This window comes from Rhizobium sp. BR 249, from assembly GCF_047445895.1.
Classification (GTDB): domain Bacteria; phylum Pseudomonadota; class Alphaproteobacteria; order Rhizobiales; family Rhizobiaceae; genus Rhizobium.
In genome coordinates, this window is record NZ_JARWKX010000022.1 from 88501 (window position 1) to 113714 (window position 25214).

Genomic DNA, 25214 nt, shown 5'->3' on the forward strand with positions numbered 1-25214 from the left:
GGATTACGGACAGCACAGCTTCGTCAAGGTAGCTGCGTCGAATTCTGCACGGGCTCCTTGTAGTCAGGGTCAAGCGCCAGGTTGATCAAGTGGGCCAACCTGAATCCTGCCAGCCGGACACGCTGTTCGGCAATTGGGCCGTATTCGTCGAGATATGCTTTGGCGATTTCGACCTTCTTTTGCTTGCCGTCCTTGACCAGCACAGGTTCATCCTTCGTGTATTGGCAGCTGTCGCCGACCTGAACGCAATATTGAGCATTCGGCTGCAAGGTGATCTGGAAGGACTCGTCAGCCCAGAGGACCGGATCGGTGCCAACCATAGACTTTTCCTCTGTCAAAGTCGTATTGGCCTGCAGGGTATCGACCGCGCGATATGTGATCGTTCGATAACCCCAACCTGGTTTGTAGGTATCCTTTTTGCGGACCTTTTCGAATATGCTGGCTTCGAGCAGGCAATTGTCCCAGAGAGCGTGAAGATAGCTGGGCTTATAAGTCGATGTTCCGCAGGTGGTCTTCATTTTTACCTTGATATCGTTTCCGCCAGTATCGTCCTCGAACGAGATATGGAGCGGTTGATGGATGTCACCAATCCAATGGCCAACCGCCATCAATGCGGCGACGCGATCCTCGTCTGACTTCGAGGTGTCTCTTAGAATAGCGAGATCGCGCTTGATTCCAACAAAGATGCACGTTCCGGCAACGGGGCATGCTTCCGATGTCAGGTTCTTCGTTTTGCGGTCAACGTTGATGAAATGATCATCAGGATGCCTGCGCGGCCTCGCGTCCTCTTCGAGACAGCCTACATTGAAGGACGTGTAATGCCGAGTGTCGACACCGTTCTTGCTTAGAACTGTGATGCCCTGTTTTCCGTGGAAGAGCTTGATGAGCGCTTCCTTTGATGGATCAGTGAGATTTCTGTAGGCCAGATCGCAGACCGTCATATGCCCGTACTCACCCCAGGCGAAGGCTCCCGATGGCGCTGCCAAGCAAATGAACAGCGCCAGAAATGAATAAGCCATCGCCGAAAGATACCGCATCCCGTCTCCCTCGATAAGTGTAAGTCGCGATAATAACACTAAATGGAGGAAGGGAAAGCGGAAGGTTATAGCGATGTCGCACGGATTGGTAACGGCGATATTGCCTCCACTACAAGTCAGCCGTGGCCCACATGGGCTGGTTGTGTAGCAGATGCTACAAAGTTCTAGTTACTGGACTTGTTTATCTTATCACGCACAGCCTTCCGAAAAATCTCATGGCGTTCGTCCAGCGTGAGATCGGAAGGAAAATAAAAGTCGTGTTCGACATGCAGGATGCCCCCGAGTGCTCGCCGCATCTCAGGAATTATCCGCCGCTTAATCGCCCGATAATATTGGCTGCTAAAACCCATGGTCTCAACAAAGAAATCATTGTCGGATCGGACTCTCTCTTTAAAACGGACGACGAAATCGGGAATCAGGATCGGCGGCGCTCCGTGCGCATCGATCTCTTGGTTATCAACCTCCGCGTCGGTCGCAGTGCTCTCTTGGAAGCGCTGGCCGATATCCGAAAGGGGCTTTTCGATCTTGAAGTCTACGCGTCCGGCATATTCCGATTGAAGGTCACGCAAATAATCAAAGGTTTCGCGTTCATAGTTGCTATCCACCAGCATCAGATTTTCATGTGAGTAGCAGGGATGAATATAAGCCCGGATTACTTCTGCGGGCGATGTTGCGCTCTGCTTTGCGATGAGTCCGATACCAATATATGGGCGATCCTTAAGCCTGGGTGCATCTGAGCGCCCGAATATGGCGATAGGGCCCGAGACCGGAACCTTTACCTCTTTGCTAAATACAAGATTGCGGTTTTCCACACAGATCAGCTTCATGATGACTATGCCGTGGGCGCGGGAGCCTCTCGGCCAATTGAATCTAGCGGCTCGCCTGTTGAAGTCCCCGAGGAACTCGCCGAGTTTTGGCGGGTATGTGCAGAGCATACTCGCGAGCGGGATTTCGCCAACCAGCTTGAAATTCTTCGCCTGCGAAATGAGATCGTTGAATTGAAGGTTGATGGACCTGGTGCCGACATCCTGAGTTTGAAGCCCAGAGGCTTCGGCGAGAGCGATAAGAACTCTGGCAAGTTTCGAGCGGCGCACTGTATTGAATTGCGCGGTCCGATCTTCGTCCAACGGCCCCCTGTCTGATGCGAAATCGGACAGTAGGTTAAACGCCTTCTCTGGCGGATGCGGGCGCATACTGCGAACAATCGCCAACTGCTGGACGGGATCAACAGCAAACGGGCATCTATCGCTGTGCGCGTTGGACGACGCGACCCGACGGTGCACATACGTGCGCTCGTATGGAACGAGAACTGTGTTTTGGTCAGCGTTGCAAGCGCAGAAAAACCATTGCCCGCCATTCTGAGCCGCAGCAACGACAGACTTGGCTTCTTCACGCGCCACAGCCGCTCCGCCGTCGCGGCCGAACGCAAGAATTAGCCTCCGTTTTTCTGACGGCGACAACTCTCGCAGCTTCTCTCTGCGCTTCCCAACCCACAACATTCCTAGACCTTGTCGCATGCATCGCCCTCTCCAAGCGTGATCGGAGAGGTGCCAATGTTGATCGAACACGCTGAACAAACCCTTTCCCTACTCTCAGACGGTGAACGCGGGGTAAAACTCGAATTCGAACCCAGCAATAACCATTTTGTCCTCGTAAAAATAAGCGACGACGAAGAGTCTCCTTCTGGAATAAGTATCCGCCTTGTGGCACAGGTACAGTTAGAGAAGGCGACCCGGCGGACGAGCCAACGTGGGTTTCTCTCCCCAACTGCGGCAGTTAAGGCAGCGATTTCCTTCCTATCTGGTCACACCGGGCGGCGATATGAGCCATCACGGTCGTCCATGGACAAGCTTGCTGAGGTCCACGCCGCATTCTGCCGTAGGGAGAGAGAAGAGGCGTTCCTAAAACTCTTGGAAATGAGCCACGAGCATCTACAGTATCCGCAACTTGGTCCGTCGAGGTGATGACGGCTGTGGTTCCTCGCTTAGCCGTCATTGCTCGGAAGAGCGTACGAAAAAATGCTATCGGAAATCGACCGCGACTGACCACAGCGGCGTGGCCTTGGCCGAATTCGCAGCCAGTTCACGCAGCTTTTCGAAGATCAGTGAGCTTCTGGAACTCTGCCAAAATATCAGGGTGGAACTGCGCCAAATGGCGCACAACTCTCGCGTTGCTCAGGAGCTTCGAGAGATAGCCGACTGCAAGCACGAGATCGAGGTGATCCACGCCGTAGTCCTGCTCGATGGTCTTAACCTCCCGGTCGAGGGTGGCCGCCTCCTGCTCCATCAGCGATATCTGATCTTCGCTGAGGCCAGCAATCTTCTTCTTCGGCGACACCAACATGGAATCGGGTGTGGCGGCTACGAGGGACGTCGCGTAGCTCACACTGAACTTGTTCATGACGACCATCAGCTCGGTCGCCTCGATCTGCCGCATTGGCTTCATTTTCTTCAACTGGCCGATAGTATTTATGGGGACATGCTTCTCCTTGAGTATTTCGACGACCTCAGGGCAAATCCCTTCGAGGAGGGATTTCTTATGCCGCAGGCTGGCGACATTAATGTTGAGAGCCCTGGCTAACCGCTCCTCCGGCACGCCCTTCTCAATCGCCTTGAGGATCATCTTGTGTTCCTGGATGATTGCCAGGCGGCTGACACGGCGATTGTATGTGTAGGCCTCGTCCTCCGTGGCAACCAGGCAGACAACCTCAGTCTCGCCTCTTTTTGCAAGAACATCTAACCGGACATGGCCATCGAGGAGATGAAACTTTTCACGCTCCTGTCGGTCCCGGATCACTACCGGCGGCTCTATGATTCCGACCTCAGCAATCGAGGCGGCGATCTGGGCGTACTTCACAGACTTCAGGACGGTTGGTGGGAGCTGCTTCAAGGGCAAGATTTCGGCAATCGGTATCCGAAGACTGGTGCTCTCAAAAGAGAGCGACACGGGCAATCGGGTGGCACCGGTCTTCATTGCAGGGAGCCTCCCTGTCCATGTAATCTGCCAGCCAACGCCTCCGGCAGGGAGGCAAAGCCTTCGTCTGTCAATATTGATGTGAAATGTTCGTCGGTCAGCAGCCTACGCATCGCCTGTGTGATAAAGGTAAGGCGAGCCTTTGCGGCCTCCGCTCGCCGTATCAACAGACGCTTTCGGTCAACGTCCTCCTGGAATGCCTGAAGCAGGGATTCCGACGACAATGATGTTGTCCTGGGTTTAAGGTTGTATTTCAGACTTTTACCCCTCTGCCTCCGCAGCTCGACAATGCGCTTGGCGATCATCAGCTTTTTGCCGCGAAGCAGCTTCTTCTCATATGCGGCCTGCAGGGCTGCCTGGATGTCATGATCATCAGCCTCCGCAATTTCCAAAGCCACGCTGAATGGAATCTGGCCGGTCTCGACTGCCCTCAGCAATCTTTCTTCGCCCTTCTCCAGCAATCGGACGACGGCGTAGATGTATTCGGGCGTCAGCCCGGTCATACGGGCAATTTCCGGGACAGAATGGCCGCGCTGCTTCATCGCGCCAATGTCCTGTAAAAGATCGATGGCTCGATGCTGGCGTCGGGCGCAGTTCTCGACGAGACTGGCCACCAAGCAATCTTCCTTGTTGGCGTTTACGACGAGCGCCGGTACCTCCTCCTGCCCCAACGCCTTAAACGCCTCCAGACGGCCTTGACCGCAAACCAAGTCGTAAAATGGTCCGCTGGCCTCCATCCGACGGGTCACGGTGATTGGACGCTTAAGTCCGATTTCTCCGATATTCGCGACGATTTCCTTGAAGTTCTTCTTGTTGCGGACACGCGGGTTGACCACCGTGATCTTGCTGATCGGAATCATTTCCACCCGTTGGGCTGGAACGGCAACCATCATGCCACCTCCTTGAACGATCTCCGAGCGGCCATCGCGTAGAACCGCGATAGCGTTTCGCAGCGATAGGCATCGAGGGACAGGCCGTTAAACTCGCACAGTCGGAGAATGGCTTCGTGCATGTCTAGCAACGGCAAGAGATAATAATCGTAAGGGTCGGCATTGCCCGGGCCCATGCGAACGACGACCGTAATGTCTGGTCTCAGAACCGTATCCAGACGCACCTTCCATCGCAAAGCACCAGCCAATGTCTGCAGGCAACGAACGATTACAATCGACGCGGTGAACTCTCCGTTGATTGTGAGCAGGTCTGTATCCGGGTCCTGGGTCACCATGCCTCCTGCCGAGTGGAGGCCTTCGACCACCTGCCCCAGCAGCTTGGGATACATCCGGCGGAGCGCCCGATTGATTTCGAGGTAGCGATAGTCATGGTCGGGCACGAAACCCACCAGGGCGTAAGCACGCAACAGGCTGCCGAACCGATGGGCATATGATGTGCTGGAGGGGCAATCTTCGGTCTCGTCTATGATCAGACCGGTCAGGTAGCCTTGCCGTTCCAGGACTTTGGCCAGCTTCTCCAACATGATCTCGTCGGAGAGCCGCTCGGCTCGGGCCGCGATGATTGCGCCCGCTTGCTGGAACAGCTCGACCGGTACGATGCCGGTGAACACGCCGTCCGCTCGGACCCAGTTCTCTTCTGGATTCTTGACATGTGACTGCTTGAGCTTGAATGAGGTACGCCCCCAGACATTATTGCCGACGTATTTCTCGTTGATCAGGACCTGGTGCACGGTTCCACGCGACCAAGGTCGGCCTAAGTCAGTCCGAATTCCTTCCGCGTTCAGGATCGCAGCGATCTCGGCTTCGACTCGCCCCGTCGTCACGAACAGATCATAAATCCTTTTGACGACCGCGACCTCATCCGGCGGTCCAGGAACCAGGATGACTCTGTCGGTCGCAATGCTTTTGTGCTCACCCCGAGTGAGCCCGCCCTTTGGATTGCCGTTCTGATCAATGAGCTGGCGGCGAAGGCCGAAGCCCGGAGCACCGCCTTGACGATATCCCAGGCGAATGAGATGAGCCTGCCCATTGAATACCTTGACCGATAGTTCGCGGCTGTATTCGCCAGCCATGGCACGCTTGACCGTCTTGATGATCGACGAGCCCATGCTGCCGTCATTCTCAAATTGCTCGGCACAATAGTGCACAAGAATTCCGTGGCGTTTGCAGCGCAATTCCACTTCTGCGGCTTCATCCGGGTCTTGAAAGCGCCCCCATCGGCTCACGTCGTAGACGAGTATCGCCTTGTAGTCGGCCCGGCCACTTTCAACGTCAGAGAGGAGGTTTTGCAGAGCGTCACGGCCGATCAACCGCAATCCGCTTTTGCCCTCATCGGCATAGGCGCGAACGATCTCGAAACCGTTCTTTTCAGCATACCGTCGGATGATCGCAATCTGGTTGTCGGTCGAATACTTTTGGTGCTCGGTGGACATTCGGACATATGTCGCGGCCGGGACTCTCGGCGGGACTGGCGAGTCATTACTAACCTTCTGGTTCCAATCGATGACCATGACATGTCAACAATTATCGTTGCACTGACTGTTGAGGGCCGAAGTATACCTTGGGGAGGATCGAAACATGGTTCCGATTACGGGCACAATTGTTCCGGCTGTGAGCACGGAAAGTCGCGGCGATTATGCGCAAGCAATCTCCCGTGCTCTGCGAGGGGAGTTGGGTCACAGCGCCCGGTCCGCAAAGACGATTATGCGATGGACCGGGGTGAGTGAGCGGGCGGCGAAATATTGGCTCCAGGGCAACCGGGGGCCAAGCGGATGGCAGTTGGTTCAGCTCGCCAGGAACTCGGATGCTGTCCTGCACGAATTCCTTCGAATGTCTGGTCGTGACCTGTTCAAGGTCTCCATCGAACTGGAGGCTGCGGAGGCTTCGCTCGCGAGAGCAACTGCGATCATGCGGGCACTGCGAACAGACATGTTGTGACTGCGAATTCCCGCGTCCCGGCGAAACCGCTTCGATTACGCGCTTCATGTTAGGTGTGCCTCTGTCCGACAGCGTAGCATGCCAACCAAGGCACTGGCCACACAGGCAGGGCTGCGTTGGACCGCATCGACACTACGTTTCTTTCTGGCGATTCTTGCCCGTGTACGACCGAAGAACGCGATTGAGCCGATCACCTGGCAGCCGCAATTCCTGCTGCATGAGGTTCTCGATAGGGAACAGCAGTTGCCGGAACCCAGTTGCCTGTGAGTCCAACGCAACTGGTGTCACTTCCCCGCACAACACTGCACAGACGATCTCGCCCTGCCGTCGCCCCGACCACTTGGCAAGCGAGAATAGGCTCATCGTCCGGGTTCCAGGACGTGGAGAAACCTTGTTGATCGCATCTCGGATCAGCTCGTCGATCCGAGACCTGGGAAATTTCGGACTTCCACTGCCATTGATCGGCAAACCAAAATGGCCTGTGATGAAGCCTGCTTTCTCAAGCTCTCGAAATTCATGCGCTGGGATGCCGGTGATATCGAATGTCTGGTCCAACTGGATCAAGTCCTCGACCGCATGCCTCAGCTTTTCGAATGCGTTCTGGTCAAATGACAGTGCATCTCCATTCCACTTTGCGTCGGGAAGCAAGCCGAGGAAGCGGGTGAACTTGCTGACACCCTTGGGCGGCAAGCCAAGTTCGCGGGAGACTTCCAGAAGCGTCCGTTCGAAGCGTTGGGTTACGACGGCCTTGGATCGCTTCCGACCCAGTTTCCCGACCGCCGCAAAAGCCTCCATGAGTGCGGCGTACAATTTTGACATGAGGCGGTTCTCTGAGGGCAGGCCCCAAGAACTAGCAAGCTTCGGAACGCTCGCATAAAGGCCCTTTCGTCGCCTATCCTCGGGCACAACCTGCAGCAGCCATTGCCGAAGGTGATCGACAATCCCCGCATGGCCCCGGGATAGCACATCGAACCCGAACTCAATGTCGGCATCATCGGTGGGTTCGCTCCTAACCTCGCTCGGAAGCCACATGCCAAGCTCAATGGATGCCTCAATAATCTCGCCCAAATCGTATCCTGTTAACTCGCCATCTTTCTCTCTGCCAACGGTCAGACGGCCGACGACGAACTCGTGGAATGGATGCTCGCCCGCTAGTATGACCGGCGCGTCTCGTTGACCCAGGATCGGAGTTCCGCGTGGGGACTGGTCAAAATGAGCCCACCACCATCCTAGCCGCCGACCGTCGACCTTCTCCTCGATCTCGCAACCGTGAATCGGACACGTCTTAAACGCCTGCACGTCCCACCAGACGCGATGAAACGGTCCTTCTGCAAGGCAATGCGGACAGAAGCGCCGGTAGCGGTAAGAGAACTGGCGATGATGAATCCTGTCGCCGTTCACTCGGAAATAGTTGCCGTCGCGAACGGGAGTAGATTGCCGCAAGGTCTTCTGATGTTCATCGGAGAGAGGCAACGTCAAGAGGGTCGACAGAATCTCCGCTGGCACGAGGTTGCGCCAATTCAACCCGATCCCATTCGCGTAAAGGGTAACACTCGAATGCTGCTCATCAGCCGCCAACCTAGCGAAATATGAGTAGGAAGGCTCCCCTACCCCCGGCTTCAGCTCCCATTTGGAAAATGGACGCGAGGTTCGGAACTCGATATTCATTTCACCACCTGAAAATACCTGTAATCATCGTCCAACCCCACCAGTGCTTTCGCAGCCCGTCGGAGGTGCTCTGGCATGATTTTGGCGGTGCTTTCGTTGATCGCCTCGTAAGCTGCATATTGGATCAAGTTCATCACCGCCCCGATGAGGCCTCCGCTGAAGCGATGGACATCGAACGCAATGCCGGGGTCAGACAGCCCTGACTTTGATGCAAACGGAAGTCGGTTATCGATCCCGTCCAGCAAGATACGAAACCGCTCAAACTCATCGTTCGAGTCCTCCAGGGGATGGAGAACTTGGTGCGGAAAAAGTCCTCGGCGATGCAGAAAGTCTGTCGCCGTGATGAATGACTTCAGCGAAACCTCGCCAACCACCAGGATGTTGAAGGCGCTGGTGTCGCAAGCTGTTTTCAGGAACGTCCTGAAGTGGCGGGCGTCATCGGTTCGGCGGCCCTCGATCATGAAGTGGGCATCGTCGATGATCAACAGCTCAGTCTTGGCCTGGACAAGACGGTCGACAGCTCTTTGGAGCAGAGCGTCTGCGTTCATCGCTCCGAGTGTCCTGGCCCCCGTCGCGAGACAAACCTGGTTGGCGAAATTTTTGGGCTTCATGTCGCTCGTCGCCTGGATGACGACCAGCGGATAGACCTCTCGATCATCATCGAGCCGCATTGGGTGACCAGCTGCGTAGAATTTGCAAATTTGCGATTTGCCGACACGAGAAACACCCATCAGGCCCCCCAGCTTTCCGGTACCGTGCCGCCCCCCATTCACAGGTCGATGGAATTTCTCCAAGAACGCCACGCCCTCCTTAAACAACGGGTATGGGTAAAGCAGCGTCTCGATCATGTGCTGTCGGTCACGAGGTGGAAGCGCCGACGCCGCCAGTCGCGCGTCGCCCTTGAGCGGGTCCATATTGTAGTCTGCAGGCATGTTTAGTCGTCCCATCCTTGGTGGCGGTCACGCAGATCGTCCACCGAACTATCGTTCTGAATGTCAGGCTTAGCCGCAGCCGGTGACACGGGTTCCGGTGGCGGGTTGCTAACCGGGGGTGCCTCGCTATCGCGGTTGGCAGTGGACGCTACCGGAGACGACGCGCTCGCCCGTGAGGACTTCTTCTCCAGCGGCTCTGCGGCAACGGGGTTGGTGTAGTCGATATAGTCTGCCGCGCCTTGGTCTGCCGCCAGCTCGACTACCTCCGACCTGCGCATCTTCTGATCGGCCCGTGACAGGAACCGCGCGAGCTTTCGAGCAGTATCATGGCGCTTTCGCCTTTGATGGGCTTCGTTCAGCTTTACCTCAAGGGCCGCGCGAGCCTGGACAAGGTCCTCCACCTTGCCGATCTTACCGATCTCCTCGTTGTGATAGGCGACGATCTTTGTGTGCTGGAACAGTGTCAGCCCTGTCGCATAACGTTTCTCGATGTCGATAATCGGAACCTCGATTACGACATTGCGGTAAGGGTCGCGCACGAAGAGCCGCTTGAGATCATTCGGGTCACGGCTAGCTTCATACTTGGTCGCCGAGTGCTCCCGTGTACCCCGCTTATGGTTGGGATGCAGAGTAAGCGCGAGCAGTTCAGCCGACTGGTAGTGCAGATAATCAAGCCGGATGCCGTCACGCTGGATCGTCACCTGCTCCGTGTACGACGCCTGGCGCACGAAGATGTTGGGATCGAGCGGCGGAAGAACTGGAGCGGCTTCGATGCCCACTTCCCAAAGTCGTGCCGGAACATCCTTCAACGTAATCAGCGGACCAATACCGGCCTTGAGGGAGCGATTGTACACCTCAGCGAAATAGTAGGTGAGAAAACCGCGCAGTTCCCGAAGCGTGATCGTCGGTACCGCCTTGTTCCGATCCTTGTCGAACTTCTTCCGCTCCTCAGGCGAACCTGCAGTCGCCCCTTCGAGGCGGTCGATGAGCTGCATGTTCATGACAGCGAATAGGTGCTCCAGGGCCCCTTTTTCATATGGGCGGCCGGGGCGATACTCTACGAGCTGGAAGCCCATCTCCCGAGCAGCCGCCTCCATATCACCGCCAATGAACATCGAAGCGTTATCAACGCCAAGTCGCGCCATCAGACCGTACCATGGCCACGACACACCGTCCGGTAGCGTATGCGGGTCCTTTGGATAGATAGCGTGGCGGAGCCCCCTGATGAAACCGGCAAAAGAGGGCGACTCGAAACTGAGATCGAAACCGACCACGGTTCCGCTATGGCGGTCACGGAAGACGAGAAGCTCAGGGCGACCATAGGCCACAGAGACCTCGTCATCCAAAACCACCACGTTCAGCGAGACATAATCGATGTCAACGACTTCAAGCGGACGAAGCGGCCGCAGGATGCGTAGCTTTGGGGCAGTAATCCTCTCGGCTTCCTCTTCCCCATGTCGTAGGAACGTTCGGGTGTAGCCGTCGATCTTGCGGTGCCGTTGAAATGTGCGCATCGAGACCTTTGCGGCCGCTTCAGCCCACGGCGAATAGTCCGCACCAACTGCGGTAAGTTCGGCAACTCGATCCCTGACGGTGATTGCCGTCCCCTCGGGATCGCTCCAAGAGTCCTTCACGGCGATCTGGATCGCCTCCAGCAGCGGCTCTGGAAGACGCCTGGTCTGATTTCCCGGATTGAGCTTCGGGGCCAACGCGACCAAGGGGTCGATGTTGGGGTTTTGAGCGAGTTTCCGCTTTGCCTCGTAAAAGGTGCTTCTGGAAATCGGGGTCTCCATGCGACGCTGCGCGACCTCTCGCCTCGCCTGGGCACCGATTCTGTCGCTATCCCGACCGCCGTTCAACTCCTCGCAGAGCTTGCGGTAATGACGAACATATTCGAGATATCGGCGTGCAGTCGCCTTCTGCGCCTCGGTTAGCGACAGCGCCATTCCCTCGATATAGGGGATTCCCTCTGGGCCTGGCATGCCGCTGAGACGCCCCTCACGCGACAACCAGGCAATCTGCCATGCTGATAAAATGAGCGGCGCACCGAGTTGGGCATGCTCTAGGTAGAGGCACTTGGGCATGTTCGGTGCCGAATTCGTCCAATGACGAGCAGCGTAGAATGACCGCTCACCATTCAAGCCATGGACGACGAACAGGTGCCCCGGTCGGATATCGGGAGCTTGACATTTGAACTGATCCGGAGGGGTAGCCGGAATCGCCAAATCCTCCGCTGATAGGATTGGTGAAGCTTTCGACCGGAGAAAGTCAAAATGGGCGGAAGCCATTGTCATCGTGCTCAATCCTTCTGACGACGCTAGACATAGAGAGGGGTTGACCGAGATCGAGGCGCAGTTCTCCGCGCATCGCCAATTGCATGACGGCGGTAAAAATCGGATTTGCCTGGCGCAGCTCGATGGCCGACGCCTCGCCTTCCCACCGGAAACCCAATCGCGGTGAGCCTGCATTTCGCCAAATCTGATCAATGGTCGCCGGTAGACGCGCAGCTCGGACCGCCGCTCTCGCAGTGATCAAACTGGGCGGCTCACCTACCCGGGACTTGTGCTGCCACATCAGCTTGACATTCGAGAACCGAGGCTCCACCCAAAGGTGACGCTCATCGAGCACGATATAGTCGCGCTCGAACTGCTCTCGGAAATGAGCTTTCAGGTCGCGTGTTCGTCTCGCAATCCACGGCTCAAGCTTTTGCCTGGTGAGCGGAATGTAATCGATGAACACAACAGTCTGATCGCGCATTTCAATCGCGACATGAGGCACATGTTCCCGTTTTTCCGGCTTCTCTGGATCGCCCGTGGCCCAATAGTGAGCCGCAAGCGGATACGGCGAGATCGCCACCACTCTCGGATCGGTATCGAGATGAGTGAGGCCGTCCGCCATTAGTGGCAGACGGGCTCTGATCAAACCCTTCGGAGCCTTGGTGGTCGGGAACGGGACCGGCAGGGTTGGATGGTAACGCTTCTTGCCAACCACCATCGCCGGTTCGTGATTCTCGGAGAACATCTTCCGAAGACGAGCGGCATTGGCCTTAGAGATCATGATCGACCTCCAAGTCGTGCCCTGCCCTGTCCTCGGGAATCCTCCAGAAGTCATGGATATCGCCAAGGTCCAGCGACCTCACCGAATCCACGGTCTCCTGCGAAACGCCCAAGCGAATGAGTTCCTCGAAGGAGACCCGACGCGGATATCCTCCGAGGCTTGAAAATGCTTCACGCATTGCAGCCTCCAGCGTGCACGCAAGCCGTCACGGCCGCGCGTTATGAACGGTGAAATTCGGGCGTGCGGATACCGAGCAGGAAACGCTCAGCGTCCGCCCGTCGGCGCTAGAGGATGGGGGATATTCGGATTGGAGGGGGCACGGGTACGCGAACCGACTGAGGAGCCGGGCGGAGATGTCCAGTGCTATGTTTTAGATTGTCCTTGAAAGTCATGTCACCACCTGCTCGAAACTTTGGTGGGAGCGCTCAGCCAAGGATAGCTGAGCAAGCAGTGCTTCAGCTACCGATGCCTGAACGGGCATCCCGTGGGGTTAGGGTTAGCGTTGCTATCACTGCGTTGGACCTTACGGTTTTGGTTGCGAGCGGCGTTCTATGCGCAAAGTGTTGACAAGACCTTGCGCCAGAGCGGGACATTTTCACGATCCGTCAAAATTCCTTGAAGACTTCCTTTTGCGATTGAATTCGCAAGGAATTCTTCGCCTCATCTGGGATGAGCGACAGAACTATTCGGACTGCAAAGGCATATGTTCATGGTATGTTCACTTTGTCAAGAACGAATCGGTTTGGGAGCGCTTATGTATGTCAGACCGCCCGCTGTGAGCCGCCGCACCCCGTGGTGGTGACCTACCAGAGGTCCTGCTTATAGATTTCTGGATTGGGGGTCCGCATGAAAAATGCCATAGGAACGTTGTCCAGGTGGTGCTCAACCCCAGAGGTGATCAGCATTCTGCTGACATTGTTATGCGTGAGTCCCCCATCAGGAACGATACCCTGTATATGGCCTAACGATTGCGGCGCGTCTACTTTGCGAAGTGTGTTCTGGGAGGAGACATATACTGAAGTGAACCGCCGGGCGAGTTGAGATGCGAGTTTCGGCCGACGCCCTCGCTTTCCAGAGGATATCGCAAACGAATAAAGGTCCGAGATCAACATACGATAAGTTTCAAGGACACCTTCGAGTTTCAGGAGCCTGGCGGCAGCGGGATCGACGATAAACGCGTGCGGTTCCTTCTTTAATTGCTCACAGAATTCGGGCGCATGAGATAGCACAAAGCCACGGCTACGACTTTGTGACGCCAACAGCTCATCCCACCGTTGTTCGCTGTCCGTAATGATGAAAGAACCCGTCGCTCGGGCTAGATACACCGCCATCTCAAAGTTCGGTGCCATCTTCGCTAGATTGAAGAAACCGCCGTCATTGCCGAGTTCGAACTTGTCGTCCCCGAACGCCGTGAACGGATCGTCTTCCCGTTTGCTATTTTGAAATGCCAACAACTCTCCCAGCTCGACATCAGTCAGGTCCGGGAGGGCCTGCTTGATCTGCCGTCGGCGGACGTCCTCTGGCAGCACCAACATACTCTTCCTGAAATCATCAGCCATTAGCCATTTGATCCGAGCATCCGGCTTCGGAGCAGCACCACTCAGGCTGCTGCGTTGTTGTGCCAACGTCATCATTTGATCTCTGAGATGATGATCGAAGTTGCTTGGATCGGGAATGAGATTCAGCACGCCATCTTCAATGAGAGGCATTAGGCTAATGAACAGGAACGCGCATTTCAGGAATTCATGGTGAAAGCTCTTCGGGTTGTAGATCGGGCTGAACTCCTTTTTTACCGTGCCCGGATGGACGAAGGGATTCTCCATGATGACTTCATTGAAGTAGAGGCAGCTCCCCGGCACGAATTCCAGGGTCAAGCGTGGATCGATCAACCCCGTATACAGAGCACGGGCGGTGCCATCCGGCTTGGGAAGCAGACCAATCATATCAGTCTCAAGGGGCCAGAGGTCACCGTAGATGGTATAGATTTCGACCACCTGACTGTCGGTAAGCTCGCGGCGAACGTCGACCCAATCTTTCCCGCGATTCAAGCCAAGAATATCGACCATGGCACGGTAGAAGATGAGATTGCGCTCTCGAATGCTAAGTTCAGACCATGATGGTCTCAAACCTGGCCGCTTCCCTTTGCAGCATTTTTTGTATTTTCTACCTGAGCCGCAGCCGCACTCATCATGGGGTCGCAGCTTGGCTTCGTCGACGTTCTTTTGAAGGTAATCGCGCGGCTTCTCGGTTCGGCCGAATTGATCCTGATAATAGACTTCGCCGGTTTCCATCTTTGCATACATTTCGCCGCCAAATCGCCAGTGCTCCCTTTCCGGAGGCAACATGGTATGTCGCAGGTCTGCCCAACTGTCGGTGACAACCCGCTCTGGATAAAGCCAGTCCTCGCGACCTGCTGCTATGAACCGCCGTGCACGCGCCTTCACGATGTAGTTGACGCGGGCAACCTCGATATCGTTAAGCTTTCGGGATCGGACAAACGCATCAGTGCGAACCATGGACTGCCGAAAGTTCCGCGCGAAGGTGCGCTTTTCCATGGGCGAAGCTGCTGTCGGGTCCTTCGCATATTCCAGGTTCGTCAAAATCAAACAAAAGTTCTTGTTCAATGGGAAGATCGTTTGTGACGCCTTCAGCGTAATTGCGGGGTCGTTAGGGTATGAGCAAAGCTCATGCTCAGGAGGAACCGCATAATTATACACTGTGACCGGATGGTCCGACGTTATGAACTTTGTATCTGCACCTTCCGCCGAAACGATCTCCCGAATTCCCTCCGTCCAGGTCGTGCAGTTCATCCGCTGAATGCCCTGCATTTCAAACATCAGCTGGTTTTGACTAAGAGACGGGTAGTGCCTCTTCAGCCAGTCCAGGCCCTTAGGTGTACGAATTCTCTGGGAGTCGATGTATTCGAAAAAGCGTTGAAAATGGCGATGCCATTCTCCGACGTCATCACCGATAAATGCTCTGACGGCCTTCGACCCCCAATCGTCGATGGGGCCGAATAGACGCCTTTCGATCTCATCGTTGATTTGGGTGCCGAAGAAGGTCGTATACAGGTCGGTCTCGTAGAAGCATTGGGATGTGACCGACTTGAACCTGCTATTGGCGCTGAAGCTTCGTCCATCAGGAAGGACTGTAACCAGCGGGTTCAGGTCCAGGTATCGATACTTAGTCTGACCGGCTTCGAAGAAACCGTCCTGGTACCATTGTGGGACGTAATGATTGTCACGGGTCTTAGACATTCAGGTCGCCACTATGGTTTTGATCATTGATAAACAGTCGCGTTCTCCTGACAGTGGGCGCGGACGCGTTGTAGCCAGCTTTCGTACCAAACCCACATACCCTGATATTCGCCTGCGCGGCCGAAACTCAAAGCCGGATTCTTTGCATCGAGCTGGTGCCACAGTGCCGTATGTGCGCCGGTCGTAAACTTGGGGTATCCTTCGTCCTTCATCATCTGGACGATCTGCTTGGCCAAATATCGCTTCTTCTCCACCTCCTTCAGGAGGACGCGATTAATCGCTGCTGCTTCGTCCGAACCAGGCTTGACGAACTCGATTGCTAGGTCGGCGGCGGAGGGACGATTGGCCGCCTTCGGGACGAAAACAACGCGATAGGCAAAATCGGGATCGGCCAGCTCTTCATCCGTGAGCCCATTATGAAACTCATTCATCACGGTTTCGATGTGCGGCGGCAACGTGCTTGCCTTCTTCAAAATCGACCGCTGATCGGAACTGAACGTGACGAACTGTAAGGCTATCGGAAGCCTTCGTTCAAGGCCGTACTGTGCTCCGAAAAGCTTCCTGATCGCTTCATTGAAATTGATGCAGCAGGCCTGGAGCTTCGCGCTGACCGCGTCATCAATGCGATGGGTCATTCGGTGTTCAATCTCGTGACGGATCGCAAGAAGGAACTCTAGGTTCTTAACCACCCCGGCTGGGATAGGGCATTTCGCGTGTTTGAGACACATCCCAAGTTCCCAGTAGCATTCCTCTCCTTGCTTGGTCTTCTTGATGCTGCCGTCGGCCTCCTTGTAGCGATAGTCGATGCCTTGGCGCTTGTAAAACGCGTGCATCAAATAGGTCCAGGCAATGATGCTCGACACGATGAACAGTTCGGCACGAAACGTCAGCCCTGCTCCGTTGAATATGTGAACAGCTGCAATCATCGCCTCTCTTGCCTTAATCAGCAGCTCATCCCCACGAATGCTTAGGCCCGTGGCGGGATCAACATCAGGCCAAGTGGCAAGGAAATCGTCTAAGGCATCCGCAGGCGCAGACTTAACGGTCTTATGCTTGGTTTCCGTTCGAATTTCTGCGATCACCCGGTGGTTCACTGATCGTGTCGGGCGGGTGAAGTAGGCTAATATTACTTGGTCGCTATAGCCGCCACGCGCCAGCATCGCCTTGACCAGCGCAATCTCCCAACGTTCGAGCGGTGTCTTTTCCCGTTTGGCCAAATAATCCTCCAGCTCGCATAACGAGCAGTTCCCCGATGATTCCCGCACCTAGCATAGATTGTCGAGAAGGGAATTTGGAGCGTACCAAGCAGTTTGTAGCGCTAAAGCGATACAAATCCGTTCGATCTGTGAAGCTACAGACAGACACCCGTCAGCTCAAGAAAATGCCTTTAGCGCGAGCCGCACGATTTCCGAGAGTAATGTCAACATATTGTTGGGATACAAGGCGGCGAGTATGCACGGGAATCCGAGCAGTTGAGTCGGCGAGTCCGAGAGGATTGTCGTTCGTCCGCACGGATGTGTCGGGTGATAGTTTGTGGCGACCCCTGCAGGAATCGAACCTGCGACAACCTGCTTAGAAGGCAGGTGCTCTATCCAGCTGAGCTAAGGGGCCGTCTGCTCATCGCACTTGGCAGTGCGATAGATGCGGCATATGTGGACGAGAAATCTCAGTGCGTCCAGGGCTGCGTGCGGGTATAGCGGAAATTATCCGGATAGGCGACGACCTGACGGGCCGGGTCCTTCGGCGCGATGACGCGGTATTCGATGCCGTTGCGCTGGGCATAGGCTTCTGCGAGCGCCTGCGTTTCGAAAGTGAGCTTCACCTGCTGGCGCGTGTCGCCGGAGGAGGTGTAACCCATCATCGGATCGATCTTGCGCGGCGACTCCTGATCGAACTCGAGCACCCAGAGATGGGTCTTGGCCTTGCCGGACTGCATGGCGGTCTTGGCTGGACGATAGATCTTGGCAGACATGACTGCGGCGTCTCCGAATGTTTTGGTCTCAATCCCATTGCCGGGCTTTTGCTTCATCGCCAAGGATAATGCGAAGAGATGAATTTGCTTATCCGCGAATCCCCGGCTTTTCAAGAAAAAAGGCGGCGCATGACACTGCCGCCGGCTCCATCTCGTGACGGTCGGCGTGGCGAAGAAACAAGTATCGGCTGCCGAAGCGCCTGTGGATACATCCTTCGGGAAGGCGGCTGCCGCGCCTTGAAATTCAAGGGAATTTGCCAGGCCGGATTGCGCTATGTTACCGATTGTCTCATGTTGTGATTGCAACCAGATTGCCGCATAGGCTCCTCGGCACTAGTTTACGGCCAGTCGGGTTCCAGGGATTGCAGTCATGATGAGACGTTCGGCAGAGTTCAATGCCATTATGATCGGGGCTGGCATTACGGCTTTCTTCTACGTTGCCATCAGCTATGCCCAATATATCGGCCTGCTCGGCCGGGGCTGAGGCCGGCCCTTCGTCTTGACGTTCAGTTGTGCCCGTAAGGCAAACCGGCGCTCCATAAGTTCTTTGCTGTTCGTATCCACACATCAGGCGAGGAATCTCCTGCAAGCGCCGGATTATGGGTTGCGACGGAGAAGTGAACCGTGTATTCCCCCTGCCATTCACGGTACGGAGTGTAGCGCAGTCTGGTAGCGCATCTGGTTTGGGACCAGAGGGTCGGGAGTTCGAATCTCTCCACTCCGACCATTCAATGTCCTGATATTGTTGATTTCTTGCGCCCGCACGAGCAGTCACGTGCGCGGGCCAGGCGTCGCCGTCACTTGGCCTTGTTTGTCGTCGTGGCGCTGACGATCCTGTCGCCCGGCTTGATTCCGAGTTTGGCGACGACGCCGGCGTTGAGTTCGACGACGTATTTCACCTCGCCCATCGAATCGATGATGTCGCGGGAATAGGGCGTGGCATTTTCCTTGATGTGGCGAATCGTGCCGGTGTCGTCGGCAAAGAGCATGTCGAGCGACAGGATGGTATTTTCCATCCACATGGCGACGCGCCGCGATTGGCCGAAATCGAAGATCATGCCGGCGTCAGCGGCCATCGTCTTGCGGAACATCAGCCCGCGGGCACGCTGATCGGCTGATGAGGCGACCTCGACGGTGAAATGCAGCGTCTTGCCCGCAGCGGTCTGGATGAGCAGCGGTTCCTTGTCGAACCTGATCTCGTCCTCGGCCAAAGCCGGCAGAGCGGCCATGAAAAAAAGCGCCAGAATGGCGCTTATTATCGCATGAAACAGAATGGGGCCGCGCATATCAGTGCGACCGGCTTGCCGGGCTCGGTACGTCGGGATGGATTTCCGCAGCCATCAGGCCCTTTTCGCCGTCGCCGAAGCGGACGAGGACGACCTGGCCCGGGCGCAGTTCCGTCAGGCCGAAGCGGCGGAGCGTTTCCATGTGCACGAAAATGTCTTCCGTGCCCTCGCCGCGCGTCAGGAAGCCGAAGCCCTTGGTGCGGTTGAACCACTTGACGAGGGCGCGCTCGAGCCCGCTCGTCGCGGTGACCTGCACATGCGTGCGCACCGGCGGAAGCTGCGAGGGATGGACCGCCGTCGACTGGTCCATCGAGAGGATCTTGAAAGCCTGGTAGCCGCGCTCGCGGCGCTGGATGAGGGCGACGATGCGCGTTCCCTCGAGGATCGTCTGATAACCGTCGCGGCGAAGGCAGGTCACGTGCAGGAGAACGTCCTGCATGCCATTGTCAGGCACGATGAAGCCGAAACCCTTGGCGACGTCGAACCACTTGACGACCCCGGTGATTTCGACAAGATCGACCGCCTCACCCGACAGCTCGTCGAGATCGGAGTATTGGTTCGCTGAAATCCTGTCTGCCATTGTCGCCAGCCCCTCGAATACGCGTCACACTGTTACGGTTAACTGATTCTTGAAATCAAGATTAACATCTTGGTAACGGATAAGCGCAAGTCCTAGTTTTCGGTTATTCCCAGCTGCACATTTTATAAAGATGACTTGCCCGAAGCTGACCACGGCTGGCCGAAAAGGGCTAGCCCCAATAAAGGAGTAAATAGAATGCGTTATCTCCACACTATGGTTCGCGTCAAAAACCTGGACGCTTCGCTCGCCTTTTATACCACCCTGTTCGGGCTGGAGGAGATCCGCCGCCACGAAAACGAGAAGGGCCGCTACACCCTGGTTTTCCTGGCCGCTCGCGATGATGTCGACCGTGCGCGCAGCGAAAAGGCCCCCTGCCTCGAGCTCACCTACAACTGGGATACGGAAGATTATAGCGGAGGACGCAATTTCGGCCACCTCGCCTATGAGGTCGACGATATTTATGCGACCTGCCAGAAGCTGATGGACAACGGCATCACCATCAACCGCCCGCCGCGCGACGGGAACATGGCCTTCGTGCGCTCGCCGGACGGTATCTCGATCGAAATCCTGCAGAAGGGCAGCCCTCTTCCGGCCGCCGAACCCTGGGCCTCGATGGGCAATACCGGCGCCTGGTAAGGCTTTTCGCCGCCAGGCTTTTGCGAAGCTTGCGGCTTTTGCGATTTCGGGTCCGGCCGGCGCCTTGGCGCTTGCCGCGATCCGGCCCCGCAGGCAATCTCCGGCTGACTCGAAGCGGTAAAAGGCGTTTTTGCCCGTTTTCCGCATCAACTGGAGACCGGTCGCTTGCGTAATACTGAGCTGCGGATGCCCCTGACGGGCGCTTTGCTGATCGCCACTTCGGTGCTGGCGCTGGCTGGTTGCGTGTCGGACAAGAAGGCGCTCGATTCCGCCGCGGCCATTCCAGCGGCGCCGGCAGTGCAGGCTGCGGCACCTCAGGCTGCCGCTGCAGCGCCTGCAACATCCGGCCGACGCTCGATGTACACCGATCCTCACCTTGTAAACGTCTCCGGCGCTCAAGCCGCTCCTCAGGTCGTTACGCAGGATCCGAATGCTGCCGCCCCGCCCGCAGATCCCTCAACGGCGGCGCCCGCCAATATCGGCGGGCTCGTCATGCAGTCGACCCGGATCAATGCGCAGGCGATGAGCATTTTCTCCGATCATCAACCGGCGCCGCAGAACAACAGCACGTCCACCATCATTCAGCCGCAGGGCGTCAATTCCTATGCGCCGGCCGAAGGCGTCTCACCCGCGAGAAGCAGCGTCTACAGCCAGCAGCCCGTGTCCGGACAACAGGCGGAGCCGGTGCTGCCGCAGCAGTCCTCGCAAAATACCAGCACGCAGGTGGCCCCCGTTCAAACCGCATCGCTGGCGACCGGCAGCATTCCAGCCTCGACGATGAATGCGCTTTACAGCGCCCCGAAACAGAACCTGCTCGGCAGCCTCTCGGGCCTCCTGCACAAGACGGCCCTCCCCGGCATGACGCGTATCGCGCCGAACGGGCTGCATCTTCAGAACGACAATGTCGAAGTCGGCTGCTTCAAGCCGGATCTCTTGAAAATCATCAAGGCGGCCGAGACCCATTTCGGCCGGCCCGTGATGGTCACGTCAGGCTATCGCGACGAAGAGCATAACCGTCTGGTCGGCGGCGCCGACGAATCGATGCATAAAAGCTGCGAGGCCGCCGACATCCAGATCGACGGCGTATCGAAATGGGATATCGCCGCCTATATCCGCTCGCTGCCGAGCCGCGGCGGCGTCGGCACCTATTGCCACACGGATTCGATCCATGTCGATACCGGCAAAACCCGTGACTGGAACTGGGGTTGCGGCGGTAAACGCGCGCCAATAACGACCGCAAGAGCGATCTGATCCCGCAAGGGCGGATGGGCATAACGCAACGTCAGATCACACCCACCGGCTTGCAGCAACGCTCACAAACCATTGATTCGGCTAACCTAATCCACAATAATATGCCAGCCGAAATATCTGTCATTTTTTTGAAAAAAATCGAATTTGCCGCTTGCCGGATTGAAAGTGCCTGACTATAAGGGCGCCACCACGAAGGAAGCGCCCTTCGTCTATCGGTTAGGACACCAGATTTTCATTCTGGGAAGAGGGGTTCGACTCCCCTAGGGCGTGCCACTTTCCCTCAATTATCGCAGTATTTCGTGATCTGCTTGCAGATGTCACTGCGCTTTCCTATTTTAACGAAGTTGGCCTGCGCCCTTCGTCTATCGGTTAGGACGACAGATTCTCATTCTGTAAAGAGGGGTTCGACTCCCCTAGGGCGTACCAGCTTGGTCGTGTAATCCGGCCGAAACCCTCCCCAACGCCGATCTTTCTCCGGCTTCGCCTTCCCGCGGCGGCGCGGTTTTCCACAGCCGAAAAAAATCGACGAAAACGATGATTTTTTCGCGTCTTGGCGCTTGCGGCTTTCGAAGGTGCTGACTATAAGGGCGCCACCACGAAGGAAGCGCCCTTCGTCTATCGGTTAGGACACCAGATTTTCATTCTGGGAAGAGGGGTTCGACTCCCCTAGGGCGTGCCACTTCTTCTCTCCAAATCCCATGTCTTTCAAGCGCTTGCGCGTCAGTCCTATTTCGCCGGCGCTGCGTCGCAGACGCGTAGCTGGATGCGGCGCGCGCCCTGGTAATGATCCGCGCCGAGCGAGCCCGCGACATGCAGGCTGGCGCCGCGTGAGTTGAGCAGCAGGTTGCCGAGGGCCGTGTCGGCGGCGCGGAAAGCGATGCCGTCGAGCCTCGATCCGTCCATTGCCTCCAGCGTCACCTTCACATGTTTCTCGCCGACGAGCCGCGCATCGCGCACACGATGCGCAGGCACCGCAAAGAGCGGTTGCGAATGGCCGGAGCCGTAAGGACCGGCGGCCTCCAGCCGGTCGATGAGTTCCAGGGTGGCGCCGCTCGCGCCGATCGCACCATCGATCTTCAACGTCTCGTTGGCGACGAGGCCGGCAACCGTCCTTGCGGCCTTCTCCGTGAAGAAGGTCCTCAGCCTGCCGAGATCGGCGCGCTCGACCGTTAATCCTGCGGCCATGGCATGGCCGCCGCCCTTGACGAGAATCCCCTCATCGACCGCAGCCCGCACCATCTTGCCCATGTCGAAGCCGTTGATGGAGCGGCCGGAACCGGTGCCGCGGCCGGAGGGATCGAAAGCGATCGCGAAGGCGGGCCGCTTGAACTTCTCCTTCAGCCGCGCCGCGATTAGGCCGACGATGCCGGGATGCCATTTCTCGTGGGCCGTGACGATGACGGAGGCCCCCTCGCCGTCGCCATATTCGGCGAGCGCCTCGGCTTCCGCTTCCTGCAGCATGATCGCCTCCATCGCCTGACGCTCCCGGTTGAGCTCGTCGAGGCGCTGCGCGATCAATTCCGCCTCCCCGGCATCGTCGAGCGTCAACAGGCGGCTTCCAAGCGCCGCATCGCCGATCCGCCCTCCGGCATTGATGCGCGGGCCGATCAGAAAGCCGAAATGATAGGGCGTGACCGGGCCTGCGAGCCCCGCCTTGCGAAAGAGTGCGGCAAGCCCGGCATTGCTCTGGTGGCGGGCAGCAACCAGCCCCTTCACCACATAGGCGCGGTTGAGGCCCTTCAGCGGCACGACATCGCAGACCGTCGCAAGCGCCACGATGTCAAGCCATTGCAGCAGGTCGATCGCCAGGATGCGCTTGTTGCCGGCGGCGCGCAGCAATCTCAGCGTCGCGACCAGCACCATGAAAACCACGCCGGCGGCGCAAAGATGCCCCTGCCCCGAGAGATCGTCCTCGCGGTTCGGATTGACGAGCGCATGGCAGGGCGGCAGCGCGTGTGTCACCTGATGGTGATCGATGACGACGACATCGATGTTGCGCGCGGCAGCGGCAGCTAGCGCCTCGTGGCTGGTGGAGCCGCAATCGACGGTGACGATCAGTTGAGCGCCGTTGTCGATCAATTGGTTGATCGCAGTCGGATTAGGCCCGTAACCTTCGAAGATGCGGTCGGGAATATAAATGTTCGCCTTGACGCCGAAATGGCTGAGAAAGCGGAACATCAGCGCCGAAGAAGCCGCTCCGTCGACGTCGTAGTCGCCGAAGATCGCGACGTTCTCGCCGCGCTCGATCGCACTCACAAGGCGGGTGGCGGCCTTTTCGCAGTCGGTCAGCTTATGGGGATCGGGCATCAGGCTGCGGATCGTCGGATCGAGGAATTCGATCGCCTCGTCCACCGTCACGCCGCGCCCGGCCAGCACGCGGGCGATCAGATCCGGCAGTCCGTGGATCTGCGACATCGCCAAGGCCCGGTTCTGCCCGGCCTGATCGAGCCGCGCGACCCAGCGATTGTCGAGCGCGGATTTCTCCACGCCGAGAAACGCGCGCTGTACCGGATCGACGAGATCTGCCATGCCAAACTCCGCTGACTTCATCTGCTCTTTTTACAGGAGCAGCGGAGATAACATAGCGACGGGTTTGCAGACACGGCTTTTTACCAGAATATCGCCCAGATGATCAGGGCGATGCCGGCCAGCTGCACCAGCAGGAACGAAAACAACGTCAGTAGAATGGCCCAGTTTCGGCCTTCCCTGTCCTTGCCGCCGTCAATCCACTCCCGAGCCTCTCGGCGAGTTTCATGGCGGATCGGTTTGAGGGCTTCCTCGAGCATATCAGGACGCTCCGGCGGCACCTCACTCGGTAAGCCATGCCCCTTCCCGGCATGGCTGTCCTTATTCATGAAAATCTCCCGGCCGACGACTCACCACTTCCGGTTTAATTCTATCAATATTTCGGTATCTGTTAATATAGGCTTCCGTTAGGGGATGTTACACAAGTCACAAAAAGTTTTGCGGCTGAACCGGCGTACAATAGGGCGGTTGTGAAAAACTCGAAACCGGCAAAAAGAAGCCTGCGTCTCAATACTGCCGAAAAGAAATATTCAAAGCGATCATAGCGGTCGGGCGGTTCGATCGCCGAGCGGATGGCGGCCCGGAATGGACCCCGAAGAGACGTCTGCCGCTGCTTTGAGACCACGCTTCTCGATGAACGGCTTCATGACCTCGCGCAATTGACCATCGTCACAGCGCCTTCGCGTGCATTAATGTTAATAATATCAATAGCGCAGGGGTAGATTGACTTCGTTATATCACGAGAGACTAATTAAGGCATAACAGCCATGTAGGAGTTGGCGAAATGAAAAGAGTTCTAGTAGCAGGCGGGGCTGGTTTCATTGGTTCGCACATGTGCGACAAGCTTTTGCTTCGCAACGATGTCGAAAAGCTCGTCGTCGTCGACAATCTCTGGACCGGCCGGGCGGAGAATCTAGCGCACATCAAGGATTCGCGGTTCCATTTCGTCCGCTCCGACGCCGAAACTCTTCAGACATCGGAGAAATTCGACGAGATCTACCATTTCGCTTCTCCGGCCTCGCCGCCCTGGTACATGAAAGAACCGAAGCGGACGATTGCCGCAAACCTGCTCGGCGCCTTCCGCCTGCTCGACCTCCTGAAGAAGGGCGGCCGCTTCTGCTTCACCTCATCCTCGGAAGTCTATGGCGATC

20 protein-coding genes and 5 tRNA genes are annotated in these 25214 nt (G+C 56.9%); 8 read left to right on the forward strand and 17 right to left on the reverse strand.

The window, feature by feature from the left end; genetic code table 11:
• Positions 1 to 23: 23 nt before the first annotated feature.
• Together QD408_RS20255 and QD408_RS20260 are read right to left on the reverse strand one after the other, a co-directional pair.
• Positions 24 to 1037 carry a S1/P1 nuclease gene (locus tag QD408_RS20255; RefSeq protein ID WP_414140524.1) on the reverse strand — a complete coding sequence of 338 codons (1014 nt, stop codon included), beginning with the start codon at positions 1035 to 1037 and terminating at the stop codon, positions 24 to 26.
• Between the two features lie 164 nt (positions 1038 to 1201).
• Entirely contained in the window at positions 1202 to 2554 is a 1353-nt protein-coding gene (locus QD408_RS20260; protein WP_414140526.1) for a hypothetical protein, read from the reverse strand.
• Between the two features lie 36 nt (positions 2555 to 2590).
• Here QD408_RS20260 and QD408_RS20265 point away from each other — a divergent pair, with 36 nt between their 5' ends.
• Positions 2591 to 3001 (forward strand): hypothetical protein, encoded by a 411-nt coding sequence (locus QD408_RS20265; protein ID WP_414140527.1) that lies wholly within the window; start codon positions 2591 to 2593, stop codon positions 2999 to 3001.
• Between the two features lie 118 nt (positions 3002 to 3119).
• Here QD408_RS20265 and QD408_RS20270 read toward each other — a convergent pair whose 3' ends face one another.
• The 11 genes from QD408_RS20270 to QD408_RS20320 all read right to left on the reverse strand — a co-directional run bounded on the left by QD408_RS20270 (position 3120) and on the right by QD408_RS20320 (position 17784).
• Entirely contained in the window at positions 3120 to 4010 is an 891-nt protein-coding gene (locus QD408_RS20270) for a plasmid partitioning protein RepB C-terminal domain-containing protein (protein WP_414140528.1), read from the reverse strand.
• Positions 4007 to 4903 carry a plasmid partitioning protein RepB C-terminal domain-containing protein gene (locus tag QD408_RS20275; protein ID WP_414140529.1) on the reverse strand — a complete coding sequence of 299 codons (897 nt, stop codon included), beginning with the start codon at positions 4901 to 4903 and terminating at the stop codon, positions 4007 to 4009. The genes QD408_RS20270 and QD408_RS20275 overlap by 4 nt, the downstream gene beginning before the upstream one ends.
• Positions 4900 to 6471: a recombinase family protein gene (locus QD408_RS20280; RefSeq protein ID WP_414140530.1), complete on the reverse strand. Its 1572-nt coding sequence runs from the start codon at positions 6469 to 6471 to the stop codon at positions 4900 to 4902. The genes QD408_RS20275 and QD408_RS20280 overlap by 4 nt, the downstream gene beginning before the upstream one ends.
• A 559-nt stretch (positions 6472 to 7030) precedes the next feature.
• Positions 7031 to 8566 carry a TniQ family protein gene (locus QD408_RS20285; protein WP_414140531.1) on the reverse strand — a complete coding sequence of 512 codons (1536 nt, stop codon included), beginning with the start codon at positions 8564 to 8566 and terminating at the stop codon, positions 7031 to 7033.
• A complete protein-coding gene (locus QD408_RS20290) occupies positions 8563 to 9498 on the reverse strand; it encodes a TniB family NTP-binding protein (protein WP_414140532.1) in 936 nt (311 codons plus the stop codon). The genes QD408_RS20285 and QD408_RS20290 overlap by 4 nt, the downstream gene beginning before the upstream one ends.
• Before the next feature lie 2 nt (positions 9499 to 9500).
• A complete protein-coding gene (locus QD408_RS20295; protein WP_414140534.1) occupies positions 9501 to 11792 on the reverse strand; it encodes a Mu transposase C-terminal domain-containing protein in 2292 nt (763 codons plus the stop codon).
• Positions 11767 to 12555, reverse strand: coding sequence for a hypothetical protein (locus tag QD408_RS20300; protein ID WP_414140535.1), 789 nt, complete (start codon positions 12553 to 12555; stop codon positions 11767 to 11769). The genes QD408_RS20295 and QD408_RS20300 overlap by 26 nt, the downstream gene beginning before the upstream one ends.
• An 803-nt stretch (positions 12556 to 13358) precedes the next feature.
• A complete protein-coding gene (locus QD408_RS20305; RefSeq protein ID WP_414140536.1) occupies positions 13359 to 15812 on the reverse strand; it encodes a DUF4238 domain-containing protein in 2454 nt (817 codons plus the stop codon).
• Between the two features lie 23 nt (positions 15813 to 15835).
• Positions 15836 to 17029: a DUF3644 domain-containing protein gene (locus QD408_RS20310; protein WP_414140537.1), complete on the reverse strand. Its 1194-nt coding sequence runs from the start codon at positions 17027 to 17029 to the stop codon at positions 15836 to 15838.
• Between the two features lie 317 nt (positions 17030 to 17346).
• Positions 17347 to 17423 (reverse strand) — tRNA-Arg (locus QD408_RS20315).
• 55 nt (positions 17424 to 17478) lie between these two features.
• A complete protein-coding gene (locus tag QD408_RS20320) occupies positions 17479 to 17784 on the reverse strand; it encodes an ETC complex I subunit (protein ID WP_088681033.1) in 306 nt (101 codons plus the stop codon).
• A gap of 650 nt (positions 17785 to 18434) precedes the next feature.
• Between QD408_RS20320 and QD408_RS20325 the strand changes: the two genes are divergently transcribed.
• Positions 18435 to 18511, forward strand: a tRNA-Pro gene (locus QD408_RS20325).
• A 70-nt stretch (positions 18512 to 18581) separates the two neighbouring features.
• Here the strand turns inward: QD408_RS20325 and QD408_RS20330 are convergent.
• Both QD408_RS20330 and QD408_RS20335 read right to left on the reverse strand, forming a co-directional pair.
• Positions 18582 to 19070, reverse strand: a complete 489-nt coding sequence (locus QD408_RS20330) for a DUF192 domain-containing protein (protein ID WP_414140538.1) — start codon at positions 19068 to 19070, stop codon at positions 18582 to 18584.
• 1 nt (position 19071) lies between these two features.
• Entirely contained in the window at positions 19072 to 19650 is a 579-nt protein-coding gene (locus QD408_RS20335) for a cold-shock protein (protein ID WP_088680880.1), read from the reverse strand.
• A 195-nt stretch (positions 19651 to 19845) separates the two neighbouring features.
• Between QD408_RS20335 and gloA the strand changes: the two genes are divergently transcribed.
• From gloA to QD408_RS20360, 5 genes are all read left to right on the forward strand, one after another.
• Complete coding sequence (gene gloA, locus QD408_RS20340; protein ID WP_088680881.1) at positions 19846 to 20286, forward strand: lactoylglutathione lyase; 441 nt, start codon at positions 19846 to 19848, stop codon at positions 20284 to 20286.
• 186 nt (positions 20287 to 20472) lie between these two features.
• Positions 20473 to 21537, forward strand: coding sequence for a D-Ala-D-Ala carboxypeptidase family metallohydrolase (locus QD408_RS20345; protein WP_414140541.1), 1065 nt, complete (start codon positions 20473 to 20475; stop codon positions 21535 to 21537).
• A 198-nt stretch (positions 21538 to 21735) separates the two neighbouring features.
• Positions 21736 to 21810 (forward strand) — tRNA-Glu (locus QD408_RS20350).
• Positions 21811 to 21888: 78 nt separating this feature from the next.
• Positions 21889 to 21963 (forward strand) — tRNA-Glu (locus QD408_RS20355).
• Positions 21964 to 22141: 178 nt separating this feature from the next.
• Positions 22142 to 22216: transfer RNA gene (locus tag QD408_RS20360), tRNA-Glu, on the forward strand.
• A gap of 47 nt (positions 22217 to 22263) precedes the next feature.
• Here the strand turns inward: QD408_RS20360 and recJ are convergent.
• Positions 22264 to 24066: a single-stranded-DNA-specific exonuclease RecJ gene (gene recJ, locus QD408_RS20365; protein WP_414140539.1), complete on the reverse strand. Its 1803-nt coding sequence runs from the start codon at positions 24064 to 24066 to the stop codon at positions 22264 to 22266.
• 80 nt (positions 24067 to 24146) lie between these two features.
• On the reverse strand, positions 24147 to 24392 hold the full coding sequence (locus QD408_RS20370) for a hypothetical protein (RefSeq protein WP_088680884.1): 246 nt from the start codon (positions 24390 to 24392) through the stop codon (positions 24147 to 24149).
• Between the two features lie 455 nt (positions 24393 to 24847).
• Between QD408_RS20370 and QD408_RS20375 the strand changes: the two genes are divergently transcribed.
• Positions 24848 to 25214: NAD-dependent epimerase/dehydratase family protein (locus QD408_RS20375; RefSeq protein WP_414140540.1), on the forward strand; the 367-nt coding region annotated here is incomplete at its 3' end.